Raw genomic sequence first — 14,603 nt, forward strand, 5'->3', positions numbered from 1 at the left:
AAAAAGAAAGGAGAGCCTGGGCTCTCCTTTCGCATTTAAAGCACTGACCACTTACTGGGTTGTGCCATCGGTTTTGGTATTGGCATCGTTACCCACTTTGTCGTTAGGGTCGGGACATTTGCCGTCCTTACACATTGAGTTCTTATGAACTTCATCTGAACTCATATTGTCGTGATTCATGGTGCCGGAATCACTGCCGTTCGGATGCAGCATGGTGCCGCCGGTATTGGTGTTGCCGGTATTGATCTGGCTGTTATCGACATTATTTGGGGCGATATTCTGTTTCGCATCAGGGGCGACCTGGCCTGCTTCTGCTGCCGCATTGGCATCACCGTTGCTGTCTGAGGTGCCCGTTTCAGCAGCCAGGACGCTGCCGCTTGCCAGGGTGAGAGTGGCGGTCAGGAAGAGGGTTGCCAGTTTTGTCATTTTCATCATGGTGCTCCTGTTCTTGTCGTTACGCTGGATAACTTTCTCCAACAGTGCATCTTTTTAGAGGCGAAAGATTCCGCCTTACGGACTTACGTCAGTAGGGAATCGCGTTTAGGCGTATAAAATTGGTTGTTACAGTTAAAAAGCTTAGGTTAGATCTCATTTTTCGCTATTTTGTGGCGATTTTTAGGCGAATTCCAGGAATTATCTGCGTGAAGTGTAAAACCGTGTTTACACTTCCTGGTCGACAAGATAGATTGAAAGGATTGCTTTCATTACTAAAGATATGGCAGAGCTGGAAAGAAAATGAATTATCAGAACGACGATTTACGCATTAAAGAGATCAATGAGTTATTACCTCCTGTAGCGCTCCTTGAGAAATTCCCCGCCACTGAAAATGCCGCAAACACGGTTTCTCATGCTCGCAAAGCGATCCATAAGATCCTAAAAGGTAATGACGATCGTCTTCTGGTGGTGATTGGTCCATGCTCTATCCACGATCCTGCTGCGGCAAAAGAGTATGCGGCAAGGCTTCTTCAGCTGCGCGAAGAGCTGAAGGATGAGCTGGAAATCGTCATGCGCGTCTATTTTGAAAAACCGCGTACGACCGTTGGCTGGAAAGGGCTCATTAACGATCCGCACATGGATAACAGCTTCCAGATCAACGACGGTCTGCGTATTGCGCGCAAGCTGCTGCTGGAGATCAACGACAGTGGCCTGCCTGCTGCCGGTGAGTTCCTGGATATGATCACGCCACAATACCTGGCTGATTTGATGAGCTGGGGCGCAATTGGTGCCCGTACCACGGAATCTCAGGTTCACCGCGAACTGGCATCCGGTCTCTCTTGTCCGGTTGGTTTTAAAAACGGCACTGACGGCACCATTAAGGTGGCTATCGACGCCATTAACGCAGCGGGTGCACCGCACTGCTTCCTGTCCGTGACCAAATGGGGTCATTCCGCCATCGTGAACACCAGCGGTAACGGGGATTGCCATATTATTCTGCGTGGCGGCAAAGAGCCAAACTACAGTGCAAAACATGTGGCCGACGTGAAGGTCGGGCTGGAAAAAGCCGGGCTGCCACCGCAGGTGATGATCGATTTCAGCCATGCCAACTCCAGCAAGCAGTTTAAAAAGCAGATGGACGTCGGGGCTGATGTCTGTCAGCAGATTGCCGGCGGTGAGAAGGCGGTGATTGGCGTGATGATTGAAAGCCATCTGGTCGAAGGTAACCAGAACCTGGAAGGCAGCGAGCCGCTGGTGTACGGCAAGAGCGTCACGGATGCCTGCATCGGCTGGGACGATACCGACACCCTCCTGCGTCAGCTGGCGAACGCGGTGAAAGCACGTCGCGGTTAAGTCCTGAGGCAGAAATAAAAAAGCGCGGAAGGTTCCGCGCTTTTTTTATGTCTGGCGAAAATTACTTCGCTTTACCCTGGTTCGCGACAGCCGCGGCTTTCGCTGCGATTTCATCCGCGTTACCCAGATAGTAGTGTTTGATTGGTTTGAAGTTTTCGTCGAACTCATACACCAGCGGTACGCCAGTTGGGATGTTCAGTTCAAGAATTTCGTCTTCACCCATGTTGTCCAGGTATTTCACCAGCGCACGCAGGGAGTTACCGTGAGCGGCGATGATCACGCGCTCACCGCTTTTCAGGCGTGGCAGAATGGTTTCGTTCCAGTAAGGCACAACGCGGTCGATGGTCAGCGCCAGGCTTTCGGTGGTTGGCAGCTCAGCGTCAGTCAGTTTCGCGTAACGCGGGTCGTGGCCCGGGTAGCGCTCGTCATCTTTGGTCAGCTCTGGTGGGGTTACCGCGAAGCCGCGACGCCACTGTTTAACCTGCTCGTCACCGTATTTCTCAGCGGTTTCGGCTTTGTTGAGACCCTGCAGCGCACCGTAGTGGCGCTCGTTCAGTTTCCAGGATTTCTCAACCGGCAGCCAGGCCTGATCCAGTTCGTCGAGCACGTTCCACAGCGTGTGGATGGCACGTTTCAGCACAGAGGTGTAAGCAAAATCAAAGCTGAAGCCTTCTTCCTTCAGCAGTTTACCTGCTGCTTTTGCTTCGCTTACGCCTTTCTCAGACAGATCAACGTCGTACCAACCGGTAAAGCGGTTTTCGTTGTTCCACTGGCTTTCGCCGTGACGCACCAGGACCAGCTTAGTAATAGCCATCTCTTACTCCTCAAGCATTTTTAGAATGATAACAATTCTCATTATATTGCTGTGGCCAGGCCAGCAGCAACGCTTAACCCTAACCATAGCGAAAATAGTCTCCGAGTGTAAGATGCTTGTGAATCCAGGGTTATGATTTTGTCTGCGATCGGCGCTATTTTCAGCAAGGGGAGCAGAAAAAAGCCCTCTATGTGAGGGCCTGTCGTTAAGCGCGCGGAATGAAATGATACTCGGTGACGCTCACGTACTCTTCACCCGGGCGCAGAACGCAATCTGGCTGCGGCCATTCCGGATGATTCGGGCTGTCAGGCAGGAACTCGCTCTCCAGTGCCAGACCCTGCCAGTCGCTGTATTCATTGTGTTCGCGTGCCGTTGTGCCGCCAAGATAGTTACCTGAGTAGAACTGCAGGGCAGGGGCGGTGGTATAAACGGTCATCTGCAGCTTCTCATCAGCAGACCAGACCTGCGCGGCGGGCTGGCTGAGATCGCCTTTGGCCTGCAACAGGAAAGCGTGGTCGTAGCCTTTCACCTTGCGCTGATCGTCATCACTCAGGAAATCCTGTGCGATAGCTTTCGCATTGCGGAAGTCGAAGCTGGTGTCGTTCACCTGCTTCAGGCCCTTATACGGTATGCCCATTTCGTCAACCGGCAGGTACGCGTCCGCAAGGATTTGCAGCTTGTGGTTGCGCACGTCGCACTGGTTGCCGTCCAGATTAAAGTAGGCATGGTTAGTCAGGTTAACCGGACACGGCTTGTCGACCGTGGCACGGTATTCGATGGCGATTCGGTTGTCGTCGGTTAGCGTGAAGCGTGCTGAGGCGATAAGGTTGCCCGGGAAGCCCTGATCGCCATCAGGTGAATCCAGCGAGAACAGCACTTCGCTGTCATTTTGACGGACAATTTTCCAGCGGCGTTTATCAAACCCTTCCGGTCCGCCGTGAAGCTGGTTCTCACCCTGACTTGGAAGGAGAGGGTACGCCACGCCGTCGAGTTCGAAACGGCTTTTAGCGATGCGGTTGGCATAGCGGCCGACGGACGCTCCCAGAAAAGCCGATTGGTTAACATACTGCTCAGGCGATGCACAGCCGAGCATCGTTTCACGCACGCTGCCGTCCGGCATCGGTACGCGGGCGGAGAGCAGGGTTGCACCCCAGTCCATCAGCGTAACCACCATCCCTGCGCGGTTGCGCAGGGTTAACAGGCGATACGGCAGACCATCCGGTGCGAGGGTAGGTGTTTCGTTTAGCACTGTCCGGCTCCTTGTGATGCTTTACATACATAGAAGGTTTCTTTAATACCTGTTTTTGCTTCGTACTGCTTCGTCACGGCATCCTGTACAGCAGGGACCAGCTCTTCCGGCACCAGCGCAACGATGCAGCCCCCGAAGCCACCGCCGGTCATGCGCACACCGCCTTTATCGCCGATGGTCGCTTTGACGATCTCAACCAGGGTATCAATTTGCGGGACGGTGATTTCAAAGTCATCGCGCATGGAGGCATGCGATTCAGCCATCAGTTCTCCCATGCGTTTCAGGTCGCCTTTCGCCAGCGCGGACGCGGCTTCAACGGTACGGGCGTTCTCCGTCAGCACGTGACGAACGCGTCTGGCGACAACCGGATCCAGCTCATGCGCAACCTTATTGAATTCATCAAGCGTCACGTCGCGCAGGGCGGGCTGCTGGAAGAAGCGTGCACCGGTTTCACACTGCTCGCGGCGGGTGTTGTACTCGCTGCCCACCAGCGTGCGCTTAAAATTACTGTTGATAATCACAACAGCCGCGCCTTTGGGCAGCGGAACGGCTTTGGTGCCAAGCGAGCGGCAGTCGATCAGCAGCGCGTGCTCTTTTTTGCCCAGCGCGGAGATCAGCTGGTCCATAATGCCGCAGTTACAGCCCACGAACTGGTTTTCTGCTTCCTGACCGTTAAGGGCGATTTGCGCCCCGTCCAGCGGCAGATGATAAAGCTGCTGGAACACGGTCCCCACGGCGACTTCCAGAGAGGCAGAGGAGCTTAAGCCCGCGCCCTGTGGCACGTTGCCGCTGATCACTAAATCCGCACCGCCAAAGTTCTTGTTACGCTTCTGCAGATGCTTCACCACGCCGCGCACATAGTTAGACCACTGCTGGCTGTCGTGCGTCACAATGGGGGCATCAAGGGAAAACTCGTCGGTTTCGTTACCGTAATCCGCCGCTATTACGCGGACGTTACGGTCGTCGCGCTTTGCGCAACTAATAACCGTCTGGTAATCAATGGCACACGGCAGCACAAAACCGTCGTTGTAGTCAGTATGTTCACCGATCAGATTGACGCGGCCAGGCGCCTGAATAACATGGGTGGCAGGGTAGCCAAATTTCTCAGCAAACAGGGATTGTGTTTTATCTTTCAGACTCATTTTTTAGACTCCTGATTCGCGATAGTGGACGTCACTCACGGCACGCAGACGTTCGGCTGCCTGTTCCGCCGTCAGGTCACGCTGGGTTTCCGCCAGCATTTCATAGCCCACCATGAACTTACGTACCGTCGCAGAGCGAAGCAGTGGCGGATAGAAATGGGCATGCAGCTGCCAGTGTTGGTTCTCTTCACCGTTAAACGGTGCGCCGTGCCAGCCCATGGAATACGGGAAAGAGCACTGGAACAGGTTGTCGTAACGGCTGGTCAGTTTCTTCAGCGCCAGCGCAAGGTCGTCGCGCTGTGCGTCGCTGAGATCGGTCATGCGCTGTATGTGCGCTTTCGGCAACAGCAGCGTTTCAAACGGCCAGGCGGCCCAGTAAGGTACGACGGCGAGCCAGTGTTCGGTTTCCACCACGGTACGGCTGCCATCGGCCAGCTCACGCTGGGTGTAATCAACCAGCATGGGTGAGCCGTTTTCCTCGAAATAGGCTTTTTGCAGGCGGTCTTCGCGTTCGGCTTCGTTAGGCAGGAAGCTGTTCGCCCAGATCTGGCCGTGCGGATGCGGGTTGGAGCAGCCCATCGCCGCACCTTTGTTTTCAAATACCTGCACCCACGGGTAAGTCTGCCCCAGCTCAGCGGTTTGCGCCTGCCAGGTGCCGATCACCTCTTTCAGTGCCTCAACGCTCAGCTCCGGCAGCGTTTTGCTGTGATCGGGCGAGAAGCAGATCACGCGGCTGGTACCCCGCGCGCTTTCACAGCGCATCAGCGGGTCATGGCTCGCGGGCGCGTCCGGCGTGTCGGTCATTAGCGCAGCAAAATCGTTGGTGAAGACGAAGGTGCCTTTGTAGTCCGGGTTTTTATCTCCGGTGACGCGCGTGTTGCCCGGACACAGGAAGCAATCCGGGTCATGCTGCGGTAGCGTTTGTTTCGCAGGCGTCTCTTGCGCCCCCTGCCAGGGGCGCTTGGCGCGATGCGGAGACACCAAAATCCATTGTCCGCTTAACGGGTTAAAACGACGATGCGGATGATCGACGGGATTAAACGAAGTCATGAAGGATCCTTAGTCCGGATAGCCTTGCGGGTGGCGTGACTGCCAGTGCCAGGTATCCTGTGCCATTTCATCAAGCGTGCGGGTCACACGCCAGTTAAGCTCTTTGTCGGCTTTAGTGGCATCCGCCCAGTAAGCGGGCAGGTCACCATCACGACGCGGTGCGAAGTGGTAGTTCACTGGCTTACCGCAGGCTTTGCTGAAGGCGTTAACCACGTCCAGCACGCTGCTGCCGACCCCGGCGCCGAGGTTGTAAATATGCACGCCCGGTTTATCTGCCAGCTGTTGCATGGCCGCAACGTGACCGTCGGCCAGATCCATCACGTGGATATAGTCGCGCACGCCGGTGCCGTCCTGGGTTGGGTAGTCGTTACCAAAAATCGCCAGCGACTCACGACGGCCTACCGCCACCTGGGCGATATACGGCATCAGGTTGTTCGGGATGCCCTGCGGATCTTCACCCATATCGCCAGACGGATGGGCGCCGACCGGGTTGAAGTAGCGCAGCAAGGCGATGCTCCATTCCGGCTGCGCTTTTTGCAGATCGGTCAGGATCTGTTCCACCATCAGCTTGCTTTTGCCGTACGGGCTTTGTGGCGTGCCTGTCGGGAAACTTTCAACGTAGGGGATTTTTGGCTGATCGCCATAGACGGTGGCGGAGGAGCTGAAGATAAAGTTTTTAACGTTCGCCGCACGCATGGCGGAGATGAGACGCAGGGTACCGTTGACGTTGTTGTCGTAATACTCAAGCGGCTTCGCAACGGATTCACCGACGGCTTTCAGACCGGCGAAGTGGATCACCGCTTCAATGGCGTGGTCGTGAAGGATTTCGGTCATCAGCGCTTCGTTGCGGATGTCGCCTTCCACGAAAGTGGGTTGTTTCCCGCCAAGACGTTCAATCACCGGCAGCACGCTGCGCTTACTATTGCACAGGTTGTCGAGGATGATCACATCGTGACCATTTTGCAGCAGTTGCACACAGGTATGACTTCCTATGTAACCGCTACCACCTGTTACCAGAACTCGCATGATTCGCTCCATTAGGCTTATGGTATGTAATAACCATAGCATAACAGAGACGCTAAAAGTGTGACATGGGATAAAATAGTGGAATCGTTTACACTCGTTTTCAAACTCGCTTTTCCAATCACTCAGACCATTCTAGATCAAAGAGATAGTGTTGTAATGATGCAAGTTATCTGAAAAGAGGAGGGCGGGGCCCTCCACGGTTAGTCGATGTGGCTGAGAAGGTAGCGATAGCGCTCGCCGTCTGGAATGAACTCAAGACGATGGGTGATACAGGAAGGGGCATCCTCGGCATGGTGTGAAACAAACAGCAGTTGGGTTTCACCCTCGGCAATGAGAATATCCACAAAGCGACGAATCAGCTGGCGGTTTAGCGGATCCAGACCCTGCAGGGGCTCATCCAGAATTAACAGTGTCGGGTGTTTTACCAGCGCGCGAACGATCAATGCCAGGCGCTGCTGCCCCCATGACAAACTGTGAAACGGCGCGTCAGCCACCCGGCTATCCATCCCCAGAATATCCAGCCACTGCTGGGCCAGCTTGTGCTGCTTGTCCGACACCGCCTGATAAATTCCGATGGAGTCAAAATACCCGGAGAGGATCACGTTACGTACCGTGGTACTGACCCGGTAATCCAGATGTAGGCTGCTGCTGACGTAGCCGATATGTTTTTTAATATCCCAGATGGTTTCACCGCTGCCGCGACGACGGCCAAACAACGTGAGATCGTTGCTATAGCCCTGCGGATGGTCGCCGGTGATGAGGCTCAGCAGCGTGGATTTTCCCGCGCCATTCGGGCCGACAATCTGCCAGTGCTCGCCCGGATTCACCGTCCAGCTAAGATGGTTAAGGATCGGGCGGTCGTCATAAGAGACGATACCATCACGCAGCACGATGCGTGGCTGGTGAGGATCGAGCGCGTGGCGGGCTGACGGGGCATCGGGTTCCGGAAGGGTGATGCCGTCGAGCTGTTCACTGTGCGCGAGCTGGGCGATCAGCGCCTGCTTAAGCAGCGCCGACTTTTCGCCCGTCTCGGTCAGATGGCAGTCGGCCAGCACACCGGCATGCTGGACAAAATCCGGAATCTCATCAAAGCGGTTAAGTACCAGCACAAGGGTATATCCCTGCCGATTAAGCGAGCCCAGCAGATGCGCCAGCTGCGCCCGGGACTGGACGTCAAGGCCGTCGAATGGTTCGTCGAGGATCAGCAGCTCAGGCTCGCTCATCAGCGCCTGGCAAAGCAGGGTTTTCCGCGTTTCGCCGGTAGAAAGATATTTGAAGCGTCGGTTGAGCAGGGCGGTAATGCCGAACTGTTCAGCCAGGCGCTGACAGCGGGCAGGATCTTTCACCTCATCCTGGATAATTTCCGCCGTTGTACGGCCGGTATCTTCTTCTCCAGGACTGAGTAAATCGGTATTGTTGCGCTGCCATTCGTCGCTCACCAGCTTTTGCAGTTGTTCAAAAGAGAGGCGCGTCAGGCGCGTAACGTCGCTCTGGTATTCCCCTTTGAGGAGGGTGAGTTCCCCCGCCAGCGCACGGGCCAGCGCGGATTTACCGCTGCCGTTAGTGCCAACAAACGCCCAGCTTTCAGCCGCGCGTATTGTCAAATCAGCAATCGCCAGCGTCCGGGTATCGCTAAGACGAAACGTACCTTGCGAAATATGCAATAAAGCCATGATTTATCCCATTTTTTGCAGCAACAGATGTCAGGGATACTCACTGTCAGCGCGGTTGTCAATGCGCTCAGCACAATGTGGCGATAATCACCCGGTCTGCGTTGAAATATGCGGTGACGACAGCACCTTCTTCTAAGCCGTCCGCCTCGCTGCAAGGTACCGTCGCGCAGAGTGATTGTCCGTCCGCCAGCGTCATAAGCACTTCGCATTGCGCCTTGCCGCGTTCAATATGGCTGATTGCGCCCGATAGCTGGTTATCCGCTGCCTGTGCCGTGTCGGGGTTACGCGTGATATTGACCCATGGCGCTTTCAGTAACACCAGCACCTCTTTACCTTCATCCAGGCCAAGGCGCTCTGCACTCTGCGCGGTGATTGCGGCTTTCAGACGCGTTGTTCCATCGGCAAGCAGGATCTCAACATGCTGTTGTATCTGAAGATTATCGCGCGCCGTCACCGTACCAAACCACTGGTTGCGGGCGCTGGTTTGTAACGAGAAGCGGGAAATGGCGGCCAGCAAACTGTCCAGTGGAACGCTATCGTCATCACTCAGAACATCAAACGCTTTTTGCTGGATCTGGCCCAGAAGATCGTAAAGCTGAATCAGGCGCTGGCCGTAGCGCGTCACCCTGGCGCCGCCACCGCCCTTACCGCCCGTGGCTCTGTCCACCAGCGGGTGTTCGCTCAGGGTATTCATTTCATTGATGGCATCCCAGGCGCTTTTATAGCTGATCCCGGCATTCTTTGCCCCCTGGCTAATCGAGCCCGTTTGTTCTATTTGTTTAAGCAGGGCTATACGTCTGGGGTCGGCAAAAAGCTTTTGCTGTAGTCGGAGAGTAAGAAGAATTTCGGCCTGCATAACAGTGTCCTGGCAAAAAGGATATTGTGACCCAAATGGTGCGGGGCGCAAAGGCTACCGCACAAAAGGGGATGTTTTTCTTACTTTTCAGGGTAGAATAAGCCCTTCACAATATCTGGAGAAAACCATGTTAGAGTTGTTGAAAAGTCTGGTATTCGCCGTGATCATGGTGCCAGTAGTGATGGCCATCATCCTCGGTGCCATCTACGGCCTGGGTGAAGTGTTCAACCTCTTTTCGAACATTGGTCACAAAGACCAGGCTAAAAAGCAGCATTGATTCCCTTCAAAACGCCCGGCTAGCCCGGGCGTTTTGCTCTCAAGCTTTTCTCATTTTCTCCGATAGTATTAAGAATCAGTCCAGCTTACCCCTTGAGCGGTACGATATAGCGCTGGGATCTCCATGAAGATATCGTTATATTATCGTCTATATAACGCTATATACAGGAGCTACAAATGGCACGTTCATGGGTACGTCTTTTCGCTGGGGCAACGCTGACGCTTTCACTTGCCGGGCAGGCGCTGGCGGACGACGGAAAAATTACGGTTTTTGCGGCGGCGTCGCTGACCAACGCGCTGCAGGATATTGCGACGGCGTATAAAAAAGAGAAAAACGTCGATGTTGTCTCCTCTTTCGCCTCTTCATCTACGCTTGCGCGCCAGATAGAAGCGGGGGCACCGGCGGATCTGTTCATTTCAGCCGATCAGAAATGGATGGATTACGCGGCGGAGAAGAAATCAATTGATCCGGCAACCCGCGAAACGCTGCTGGGGAATAGCCTGGTTGTCGTGGCACCAAAAGCCAGCGCGCAGGCGGATATTACCATTAACAAAGAGACCAACTGGATGAGCCTGCTTAACGGTGGCCGTCTGGCGGTGGGCGATCCGGAGCATGTTCCGGCGGGGATCTACGCCAAAGAAGCGCTGCAAAAACTGGGCGCGTGGGAGACATTGTCGCCGAAACTGGCGCCGGCGGAAGATGTACGCGGTGCGCTGGCGCTGGTGGAACGCAACGAAGCCCCGCTGGGGATTGTATATGGCTCTGATGCCGTTGCCAGCAAGGGTGTGAAAGTGGTTGCAACGTTCCCGGAAGACTCCCACAAGAAAGTGGAATATCCTGTCGCGATTGTTGATGGACATAAAAACGCGACCGTGACGGCCTTTCGCGATTACCTGAAGGGGCCAGAAGCGTCCGCAATCTTTAAACGTTATGGATTTACGACTCACTGATGATATTGACCGATCCTGAATGGCAGGCTGTTCTGCTGAGCCTTAAAGTCTCTTCCCTGGCGGTTGCGCTGAGTTTGCCCTTTGGGATCTTCTTTGCCTGGTTACTGGTGCGCTGCCGGTTTCCCGGCAAAGCGCTGCTCGACAGCGTACTTCATCTCCCGCTCGTTTTACCCCCCGTGGTGGTCGGCTATCTGTTGCTGATTTCGATGGGGCGACGCGGTTTTATCGGCGAGAAGCTCTACGACTGGTTTGGTCTGACGTTCGCCTTTAGCTGGCGCGGTGCGGTACTGGCCGCGGCGGTGATGTCATTTCCGTTGATGGTGAGGGCGATCCGCCTCGCGCTGGAAGGGGTGGACATGAAGCTCGAACAGGCGGCCCGCACGCTGGGTGCCGGGCGCTGGCGCGTCTTTTTCACCATCACGCTCCCGCTTACGCTGCCGGGGATTATAGTTGGCACGGTACTGGCGTTTGCCCGTTCGCTGGGCGAGTTCGGCGCGACCATCACGTTTGTATCGAACATTCCCGGCGAGACGCGAACGATTCCGTCAGCCATGTACACCCTGATTCAAACACCCGGCGGAGAAGGCGCGGCGGCGCGACTGTGCATCATTTCAATCGTCCTGGCCCTGGCTTCGCTGCTGGTGTCTGAATGGCTGGCGCGGCTGAGTCGCGAACGGATGGGGAAATAAGGATGCTGGAACTGAATTTCACCCAGACGCTGGGGAACCACACGCTGACGCTTAACGAGACGCTGCCTGCAAGCGGCATCACCGCCATTTTTGGCGTCTCCGGTGCGGGAAAAACCTCTCTGATTAATGCGATTAGCGGCCTGACACGCCCGCAGTCAGGGCGAATTGTTCTGAATGACCGCGTTCTGAATGACGTGGAGAACAAAATATACCTCTCGCCGGATAAACGTCGCATCGGCTATGTTTTCCAGGACGCGCGCTTGTTCCCGCACTACAGCGTGCGCGGCAACCTGCGCTACGGTATGGCCAAAAGTATGGCCGGGCAGTTTGATAAGCTGGTGACGCTGTTAGGTATTGAGCCTCTGCTCGACAGGCTGCCTTCCTCGCTTTCCGGTGGAGAAAAACAGCGTGTGGCGATTGGCCGTGCCTTGCTGACCGCACCCGAGCTGCTGTTGCTCGACGAACCGCTGGCTTCGCTGGATATTCCGCGTAAACGTGAACTGCTGCCCTACCTGCAGCGCCTGACCCGCGAGATTAACATTCCCATGCTCTACGTCAGCCACTCGCTGGATGAGATCCTCCATCTGGCCGACAAAGTGCTGGTACTGGAAGAGGGCAGCGTAAAGGCCTTTGGCAACCTGGAAGAGGTATGGGGAAGCAGCGTGATGCATCCCTGGCTTCCAAAGGAGCAGCAGAGCAGTATCCTGAAAGTGAGCGTGCTGGAACACCACCCGCATTATGCGATGACCGCGCTGGCGCTGGGCGACCAGCATCTGTGGGTGAGCAAGGTCGACAAGCCGTTACAGTCCGCGCTGCGTATTCGCATTCAGGCATCGGACGTCTCGCTGGTGCTGCAACCGCCGCTGCAAACCAGCATTCGTAATATTCTGCGCGCCAAAGTGGCGGAGTGTTTTGATGATAACGGTCAGGTGGAAGTGAAGCTTGAGGTGGGAAGCAGGACGCTCTGGGCGCGCATCAGCCCGTGGGCCAGGGACGAGTTAGGTATCAAGCCCGGCCTGTGGCTTTACGCGCAAATCAAGAGCGTCTCGATCACTGCCTGATTACAGCAGGTGGGTATAAATATACTGCGCGATGCTATCGGTGGTGTTATCGCCAATCACCACGTTAGCGCGCGCTTTCACCGCGTCATCGGCGTTGCCCATCGCCACGCCGGTACCGGCAGCCTCCAGCATACTGATGTCGTTATAGTTATCGCCAAAGGCAATCACGTTACGCATCGACCCTCCCTGAGATTCTACGTACTGCGTCAGGCGCTTGCCCTTGCTGTTGCCTTTACGGGCAATATCTACCTGATCGTGCCAGGACCATTCACATTCCAGACCCAGGGTCTGTTCAACCTGTTTCGCGAAGGTATTCAGTTTGGTGGTGTCTTCATCCGTCAGGGCGAATTTCCAGATAGCGTCAACATCCTGAGCGGCCTGGCGCAGGGAGGACACTTGGGTAAAGACCGGACGCTGCGCTTCCGGCAGCGAAAGTGCCCAGTTACTGGTGCGCACCACATGGCCGGTAGGGCGCTCGTACAGCATCGCGTTGTCCACATACATCAGGCCATGAATGGCATGCTCATCCAGCAGATCAATCAGTTGCAGCGCCTGAGGAACCGGTAGCGGGTCGGAGGCTAAAACCTTTTTTGCCTGATAATCATACAAATAAGTGCCATTACAACAAATTGCAGGTGTATCTAACGCCAGTGCCTGATAAAAAGGATGAATGGCAACGTGATGTCGACCCGTTACGATAAGGAGTTGATACCCGGCTTCCTGGGCTCGTTTAAGCGCTTCAAGGGAGGAGGGGAGCAGGGTTTTCTGAGGGGTCAGTAATGTTCCGTCTAAATCCAGGGCAATCACACGCGAGGTCATTTGTTCTTCCGGGTTAATGTTGAATTTTAGGTCTCAGGCGATGTTACACCGAGAGTAAATCGCTGCAAAATTCCTGGCTAAAATTCAGCATTCACCGTTAAAAATAATCACTTTCACGCGCAGTGAGGAAAGGAGTATTCATGAAACAAACCGTTTATACCGCCAGTCCTGAAAGTCAGCAGATCCACGTCTGGCGTTTGAATGCAGAAGGTTCGCTCACGCTGGTTCAGGTTGTTGATGTTCCGGGGCAAGTACAGCCAATGGTCGTCAGCCCGGATAAACGTTTTCTGTATGTTGGCGTACGCCCTGAGTTCCGGGTGCTGGCCTACCGCATCTCGCCGGACGACGGTGCGCTGACCTACACTGCCGAAGCGCCGCTGCCGGGCAGCCCGACCCACATCTCGACCGATCGTAAAGGGCGTTTCATCTTTAGCGGCTCTTACAATGCGGGCAGCGTCAGCGTGACCCGCCTTGACGACGGCATTCCGGTCGACACTGTCGACGTGGTGGAAGGGCTGGAAGGATGTCACTCGGCGAATATCTCTCCGGACAACCGCACGCTGTGGGTGCCTGCACTGAAGCAGGATCGCATCTGCCTGTTTACCCTGAGCGACGATGGTCACCTGGTGGCGCAAAACCCGGCTGAAGTGACTACCGTTGAGGGCGCAGGCCCACGCCATATGGTCTTCCACCCGAACCAGCAGTATGCCTATGTGGTAAACGAACTGAACAGTTCGGTAGACGTGTGGGAGCTGAAAGATCCAAACGGTCAGATCGAATGCGTGCAGACGCTGGATATGATGCCGTCTGACTTCTCTGACACCCGCTGGGCGGCGGATATCCACATTACGCCTGACGGCCGTCATCTGTATGCCTGCGACCGTACCTCCAGCCTGATTACCGTCTTCAGCGTCTCCGAAGATGGCAGCGTGCTGGCCATTGAAGGTTTCCAGCCAACGGAAACTCAGCCGCGCGGCTTTAATATCGATCACAGCGGTAAATACCTGATTGCGGCAGGGCAGAAATCCCACCATATCGCGCTGTATGAAATCAAAGGCGTACAGGGTCTACTGGAAGAAAAAGGACGCTACGCCGTAGGCCAGGGTCCGATGTGGGTCCTGGTCAACGCTCACTAAGTGGCCTGAAACAAAAAACCTCGCGAATGCGAGGTTTTTTTATGCCCGGTGGTAGCCGGGTAGAGCACATCAA

15 protein-coding genes are annotated in these 14,603 nt (G+C 55.2%); 6 read left to right on the plus strand and 9 right to left on the minus strand.

The genetic code is table 11. The features are described from left to right. Positions 1-51: 51 nt before the first annotated feature. Positions 52-432, minus strand: coding sequence for a protein YbgS (locus ACMGGM_RS19845; protein WP_014883051.1), 381 nt, complete (start codon positions 430-432; stop codon positions 52-54). 303 nt (positions 433-735) lie between these two features. On the opposite strand from ACMGGM_RS19845, the gene aroG reads away from it, so the two are divergent. Continuing rightward, on the plus strand, positions 736-1,788 hold the full coding sequence (aroG, locus tag ACMGGM_RS19850; protein ID WP_014883052.1) for a 3-deoxy-7-phosphoheptulonate synthase AroG: 1,053 nt from the start codon (positions 736-738) through the stop codon (positions 1,786-1,788). A 61-nt stretch (positions 1,789-1,849) separates the two neighbouring features. Here aroG and gpmA read toward each other — a convergent pair whose 3' ends face one another. From gpmA to modE, 7 genes are all read right to left on the minus strand, one after another. Further along, on the minus strand, positions 1,850-2,602 hold the full coding sequence (gene gpmA / locus ACMGGM_RS19855; RefSeq protein ID WP_008501111.1) for a 2,3-diphosphoglycerate-dependent phosphoglycerate mutase: 753 nt from the start codon (positions 2,600-2,602) through the stop codon (positions 1,850-1,852). 205 nt (positions 2,603-2,807) lie between these two features. Continuing rightward, on the minus strand, positions 2,808-3,851 hold the full coding sequence (gene galM, locus ACMGGM_RS19860) for a galactose-1-epimerase (RefSeq protein WP_023332432.1): 1,044 nt from the start codon (positions 3,849-3,851) through the stop codon (positions 2,808-2,810). Continuing rightward, positions 3,845-4,993: a galactokinase gene (gene galK, locus ACMGGM_RS19865; RefSeq protein WP_014883054.1), complete on the minus strand. Its 1,149-nt coding sequence runs from the start codon at positions 4,991-4,993 to the stop codon at positions 3,845-3,847. The genes galM and galK overlap by 7 nt, the downstream gene beginning before the upstream one ends. 3 nt (positions 4,994-4,996) lie before the next feature. Further along, complete coding sequence (gene galT, locus ACMGGM_RS19870) at positions 4,997-6,043, minus strand: galactose-1-phosphate uridylyltransferase (RefSeq protein WP_023332433.1); 1,047 nt, start codon at positions 6,041-6,043, stop codon at positions 4,997-4,999. A gap of 9 nt (positions 6,044-6,052) precedes the next feature. Then, positions 6,053-7,069, minus strand: coding sequence for a UDP-glucose 4-epimerase GalE (gene galE / locus ACMGGM_RS19875; RefSeq protein ID WP_023332434.1), 1,017 nt, complete (start codon positions 7,067-7,069; stop codon positions 6,053-6,055). A 200-nt stretch (positions 7,070-7,269) separates the two neighbouring features. Then, entirely contained in the window at positions 7,270-8,742 is a 1,473-nt protein-coding gene (gene modF, locus ACMGGM_RS19880; RefSeq protein ID WP_045134247.1) for a molybdate ABC transporter ATP-binding protein ModF, read from the minus strand. Positions 8,743-8,809: 67 nt separating this feature from the next. Beyond that, positions 8,810-9,598: a molybdenum-dependent transcriptional regulator gene (gene modE, locus ACMGGM_RS19885; RefSeq protein ID WP_023332436.1), complete on the minus strand. Its 789-nt coding sequence runs from the start codon at positions 9,596-9,598 to the stop codon at positions 8,810-8,812. 127 nt (positions 9,599-9,725) lie between these two features. On the opposite strand from modE, the gene ACMGGM_RS19890 reads away from it, so the two are divergent. The 4 genes from ACMGGM_RS19890 to modC all read left to right on the plus strand — a co-directional run bounded on the left by ACMGGM_RS19890 (position 9,726) and on the right by modC (position 12,575). Beyond that, positions 9,726-9,875: an AcrZ family multidrug efflux pump-associated protein gene (locus ACMGGM_RS19890; RefSeq protein ID WP_014883059.1), complete on the plus strand. Its 150-nt coding sequence runs from the start codon at positions 9,726-9,728 to the stop codon at positions 9,873-9,875. A 176-nt stretch (positions 9,876-10,051) separates the two neighbouring features. Beyond that, positions 10,052-10,825, plus strand: a complete 774-nt coding sequence (gene modA, locus ACMGGM_RS19895) for a molybdate ABC transporter substrate-binding protein (protein ID WP_045134246.1) — start codon at positions 10,052-10,054, stop codon at positions 10,823-10,825. Continuing rightward, positions 10,825-11,514: a molybdate ABC transporter permease subunit gene (modB, locus tag ACMGGM_RS19900; RefSeq protein ID WP_032637160.1), complete on the plus strand. Its 690-nt coding sequence runs from the start codon at positions 10,825-10,827 to the stop codon at positions 11,512-11,514. Before modA ends, modB begins: the two co-directional genes overlap by 1 nt. Positions 11,515-11,516: 2 nt before the next feature. After that, a complete protein-coding gene (modC, locus tag ACMGGM_RS19905) occupies positions 11,517-12,575 on the plus strand; it encodes a molybdenum ABC transporter ATP-binding protein ModC (RefSeq protein ID WP_014883062.1) in 1,059 nt (352 codons plus the stop codon). Here modC and ACMGGM_RS19910 read toward each other — a convergent pair whose 3' ends face one another. Continuing rightward, complete coding sequence (locus ACMGGM_RS19910) at positions 12,576-13,394, minus strand: pyridoxal phosphatase (protein ID WP_023332438.1); 819 nt, start codon at positions 13,392-13,394, stop codon at positions 12,576-12,578. A 140-nt stretch (positions 13,395-13,534) separates the two neighbouring features. Between ACMGGM_RS19910 and pgl the strand changes: the two genes are divergently transcribed. After that, positions 13,535-14,530 carry a 6-phosphogluconolactonase gene (gene pgl, locus ACMGGM_RS19915; protein WP_014883064.1) on the plus strand — a complete coding sequence of 332 codons (996 nt, stop codon included), beginning with the start codon at positions 13,535-13,537 and terminating at the stop codon, positions 14,528-14,530. The last annotated feature ends 73 nt before the right edge of the window (positions 14,531-14,603 follow it).

It is taken from the genome of Enterobacter sp. BNK-14 (assembly GCF_047456095.1).
Taxonomy (GTDB): Bacteria; Pseudomonadota; Gammaproteobacteria; order Enterobacterales; family Enterobacteriaceae; genus Enterobacter; species Enterobacter kobei.

Bases quoted from the DNA above. Each gene is read 5' to 3' on its own strand.
- galT (WP_023332433.1), bottom strand. From the start codon at position 6,043: ATGACTTCGTTTAATCCCGTCGATCATCCGCATCGTCGTTTTAACCCG.
- modF (WP_045134247.1), bottom strand. From the start codon at position 8,742: ATGGCTTTATTGCATATTTCGCAAGGTACGTTTCGTCTTAGCGATACC.
- modE (WP_023332436.1), bottom strand. From the start codon at position 9,598: ATGCAGGCCGAAATTCTTCTTACTCTCCGACTACAGCAAAAGCTTTTT.
- galE (WP_023332434.1), bottom strand. From the start codon at position 7,069: ATGCGAGTTCTGGTAACAGGTGGTAGCGGTTACATAGGAAGTCATACC.
- pgl (WP_014883064.1), top strand. From the start codon at position 13,535: ATGAAACAAACCGTTTATACCGCCAGTCCTGAAAGTCAGCAGATCCAC.
- galK (WP_014883054.1), bottom strand. From the start codon at position 4,993: ATGAGTCTGAAAGATAAAACACAATCCCTGTTTGCTGAGAAATTTGGC.
- modB (WP_032637160.1), top strand. From the start codon at position 10,825: ATGATATTGACCGATCCTGAATGGCAGGCTGTTCTGCTGAGCCTTAAA.
- ACMGGM_RS19845 (WP_014883051.1), bottom strand. From the start codon at position 432: ATGAAAATGACAAAACTGGCAACCCTCTTCCTGACCGCCACTCTCACC.
- ACMGGM_RS19910 (WP_023332438.1), bottom strand. From the start codon at position 13,394: ATGACCTCGCGTGTGATTGCCCTGGATTTAGACGGAACATTACTGACC.
- aroG (WP_014883052.1), top strand. From the start codon at position 736: ATGAATTATCAGAACGACGATTTACGCATTAAAGAGATCAATGAGTTA.
- gpmA (WP_008501111.1), bottom strand. From the start codon at position 2,602: ATGGCTATTACTAAGCTGGTCCTGGTGCGTCACGGCGAAAGCCAGTGG.
- modA (WP_045134246.1), top strand. From the start codon at position 10,052: ATGGCACGTTCATGGGTACGTCTTTTCGCTGGGGCAACGCTGACGCTT.
- modC (WP_014883062.1), top strand. From the start codon at position 11,517: ATGCTGGAACTGAATTTCACCCAGACGCTGGGGAACCACACGCTGACG.
- ACMGGM_RS19890 (WP_014883059.1), top strand. From the start codon at position 9,726: ATGTTAGAGTTGTTGAAAAGTCTGGTATTCGCCGTGATCATGGTGCCA.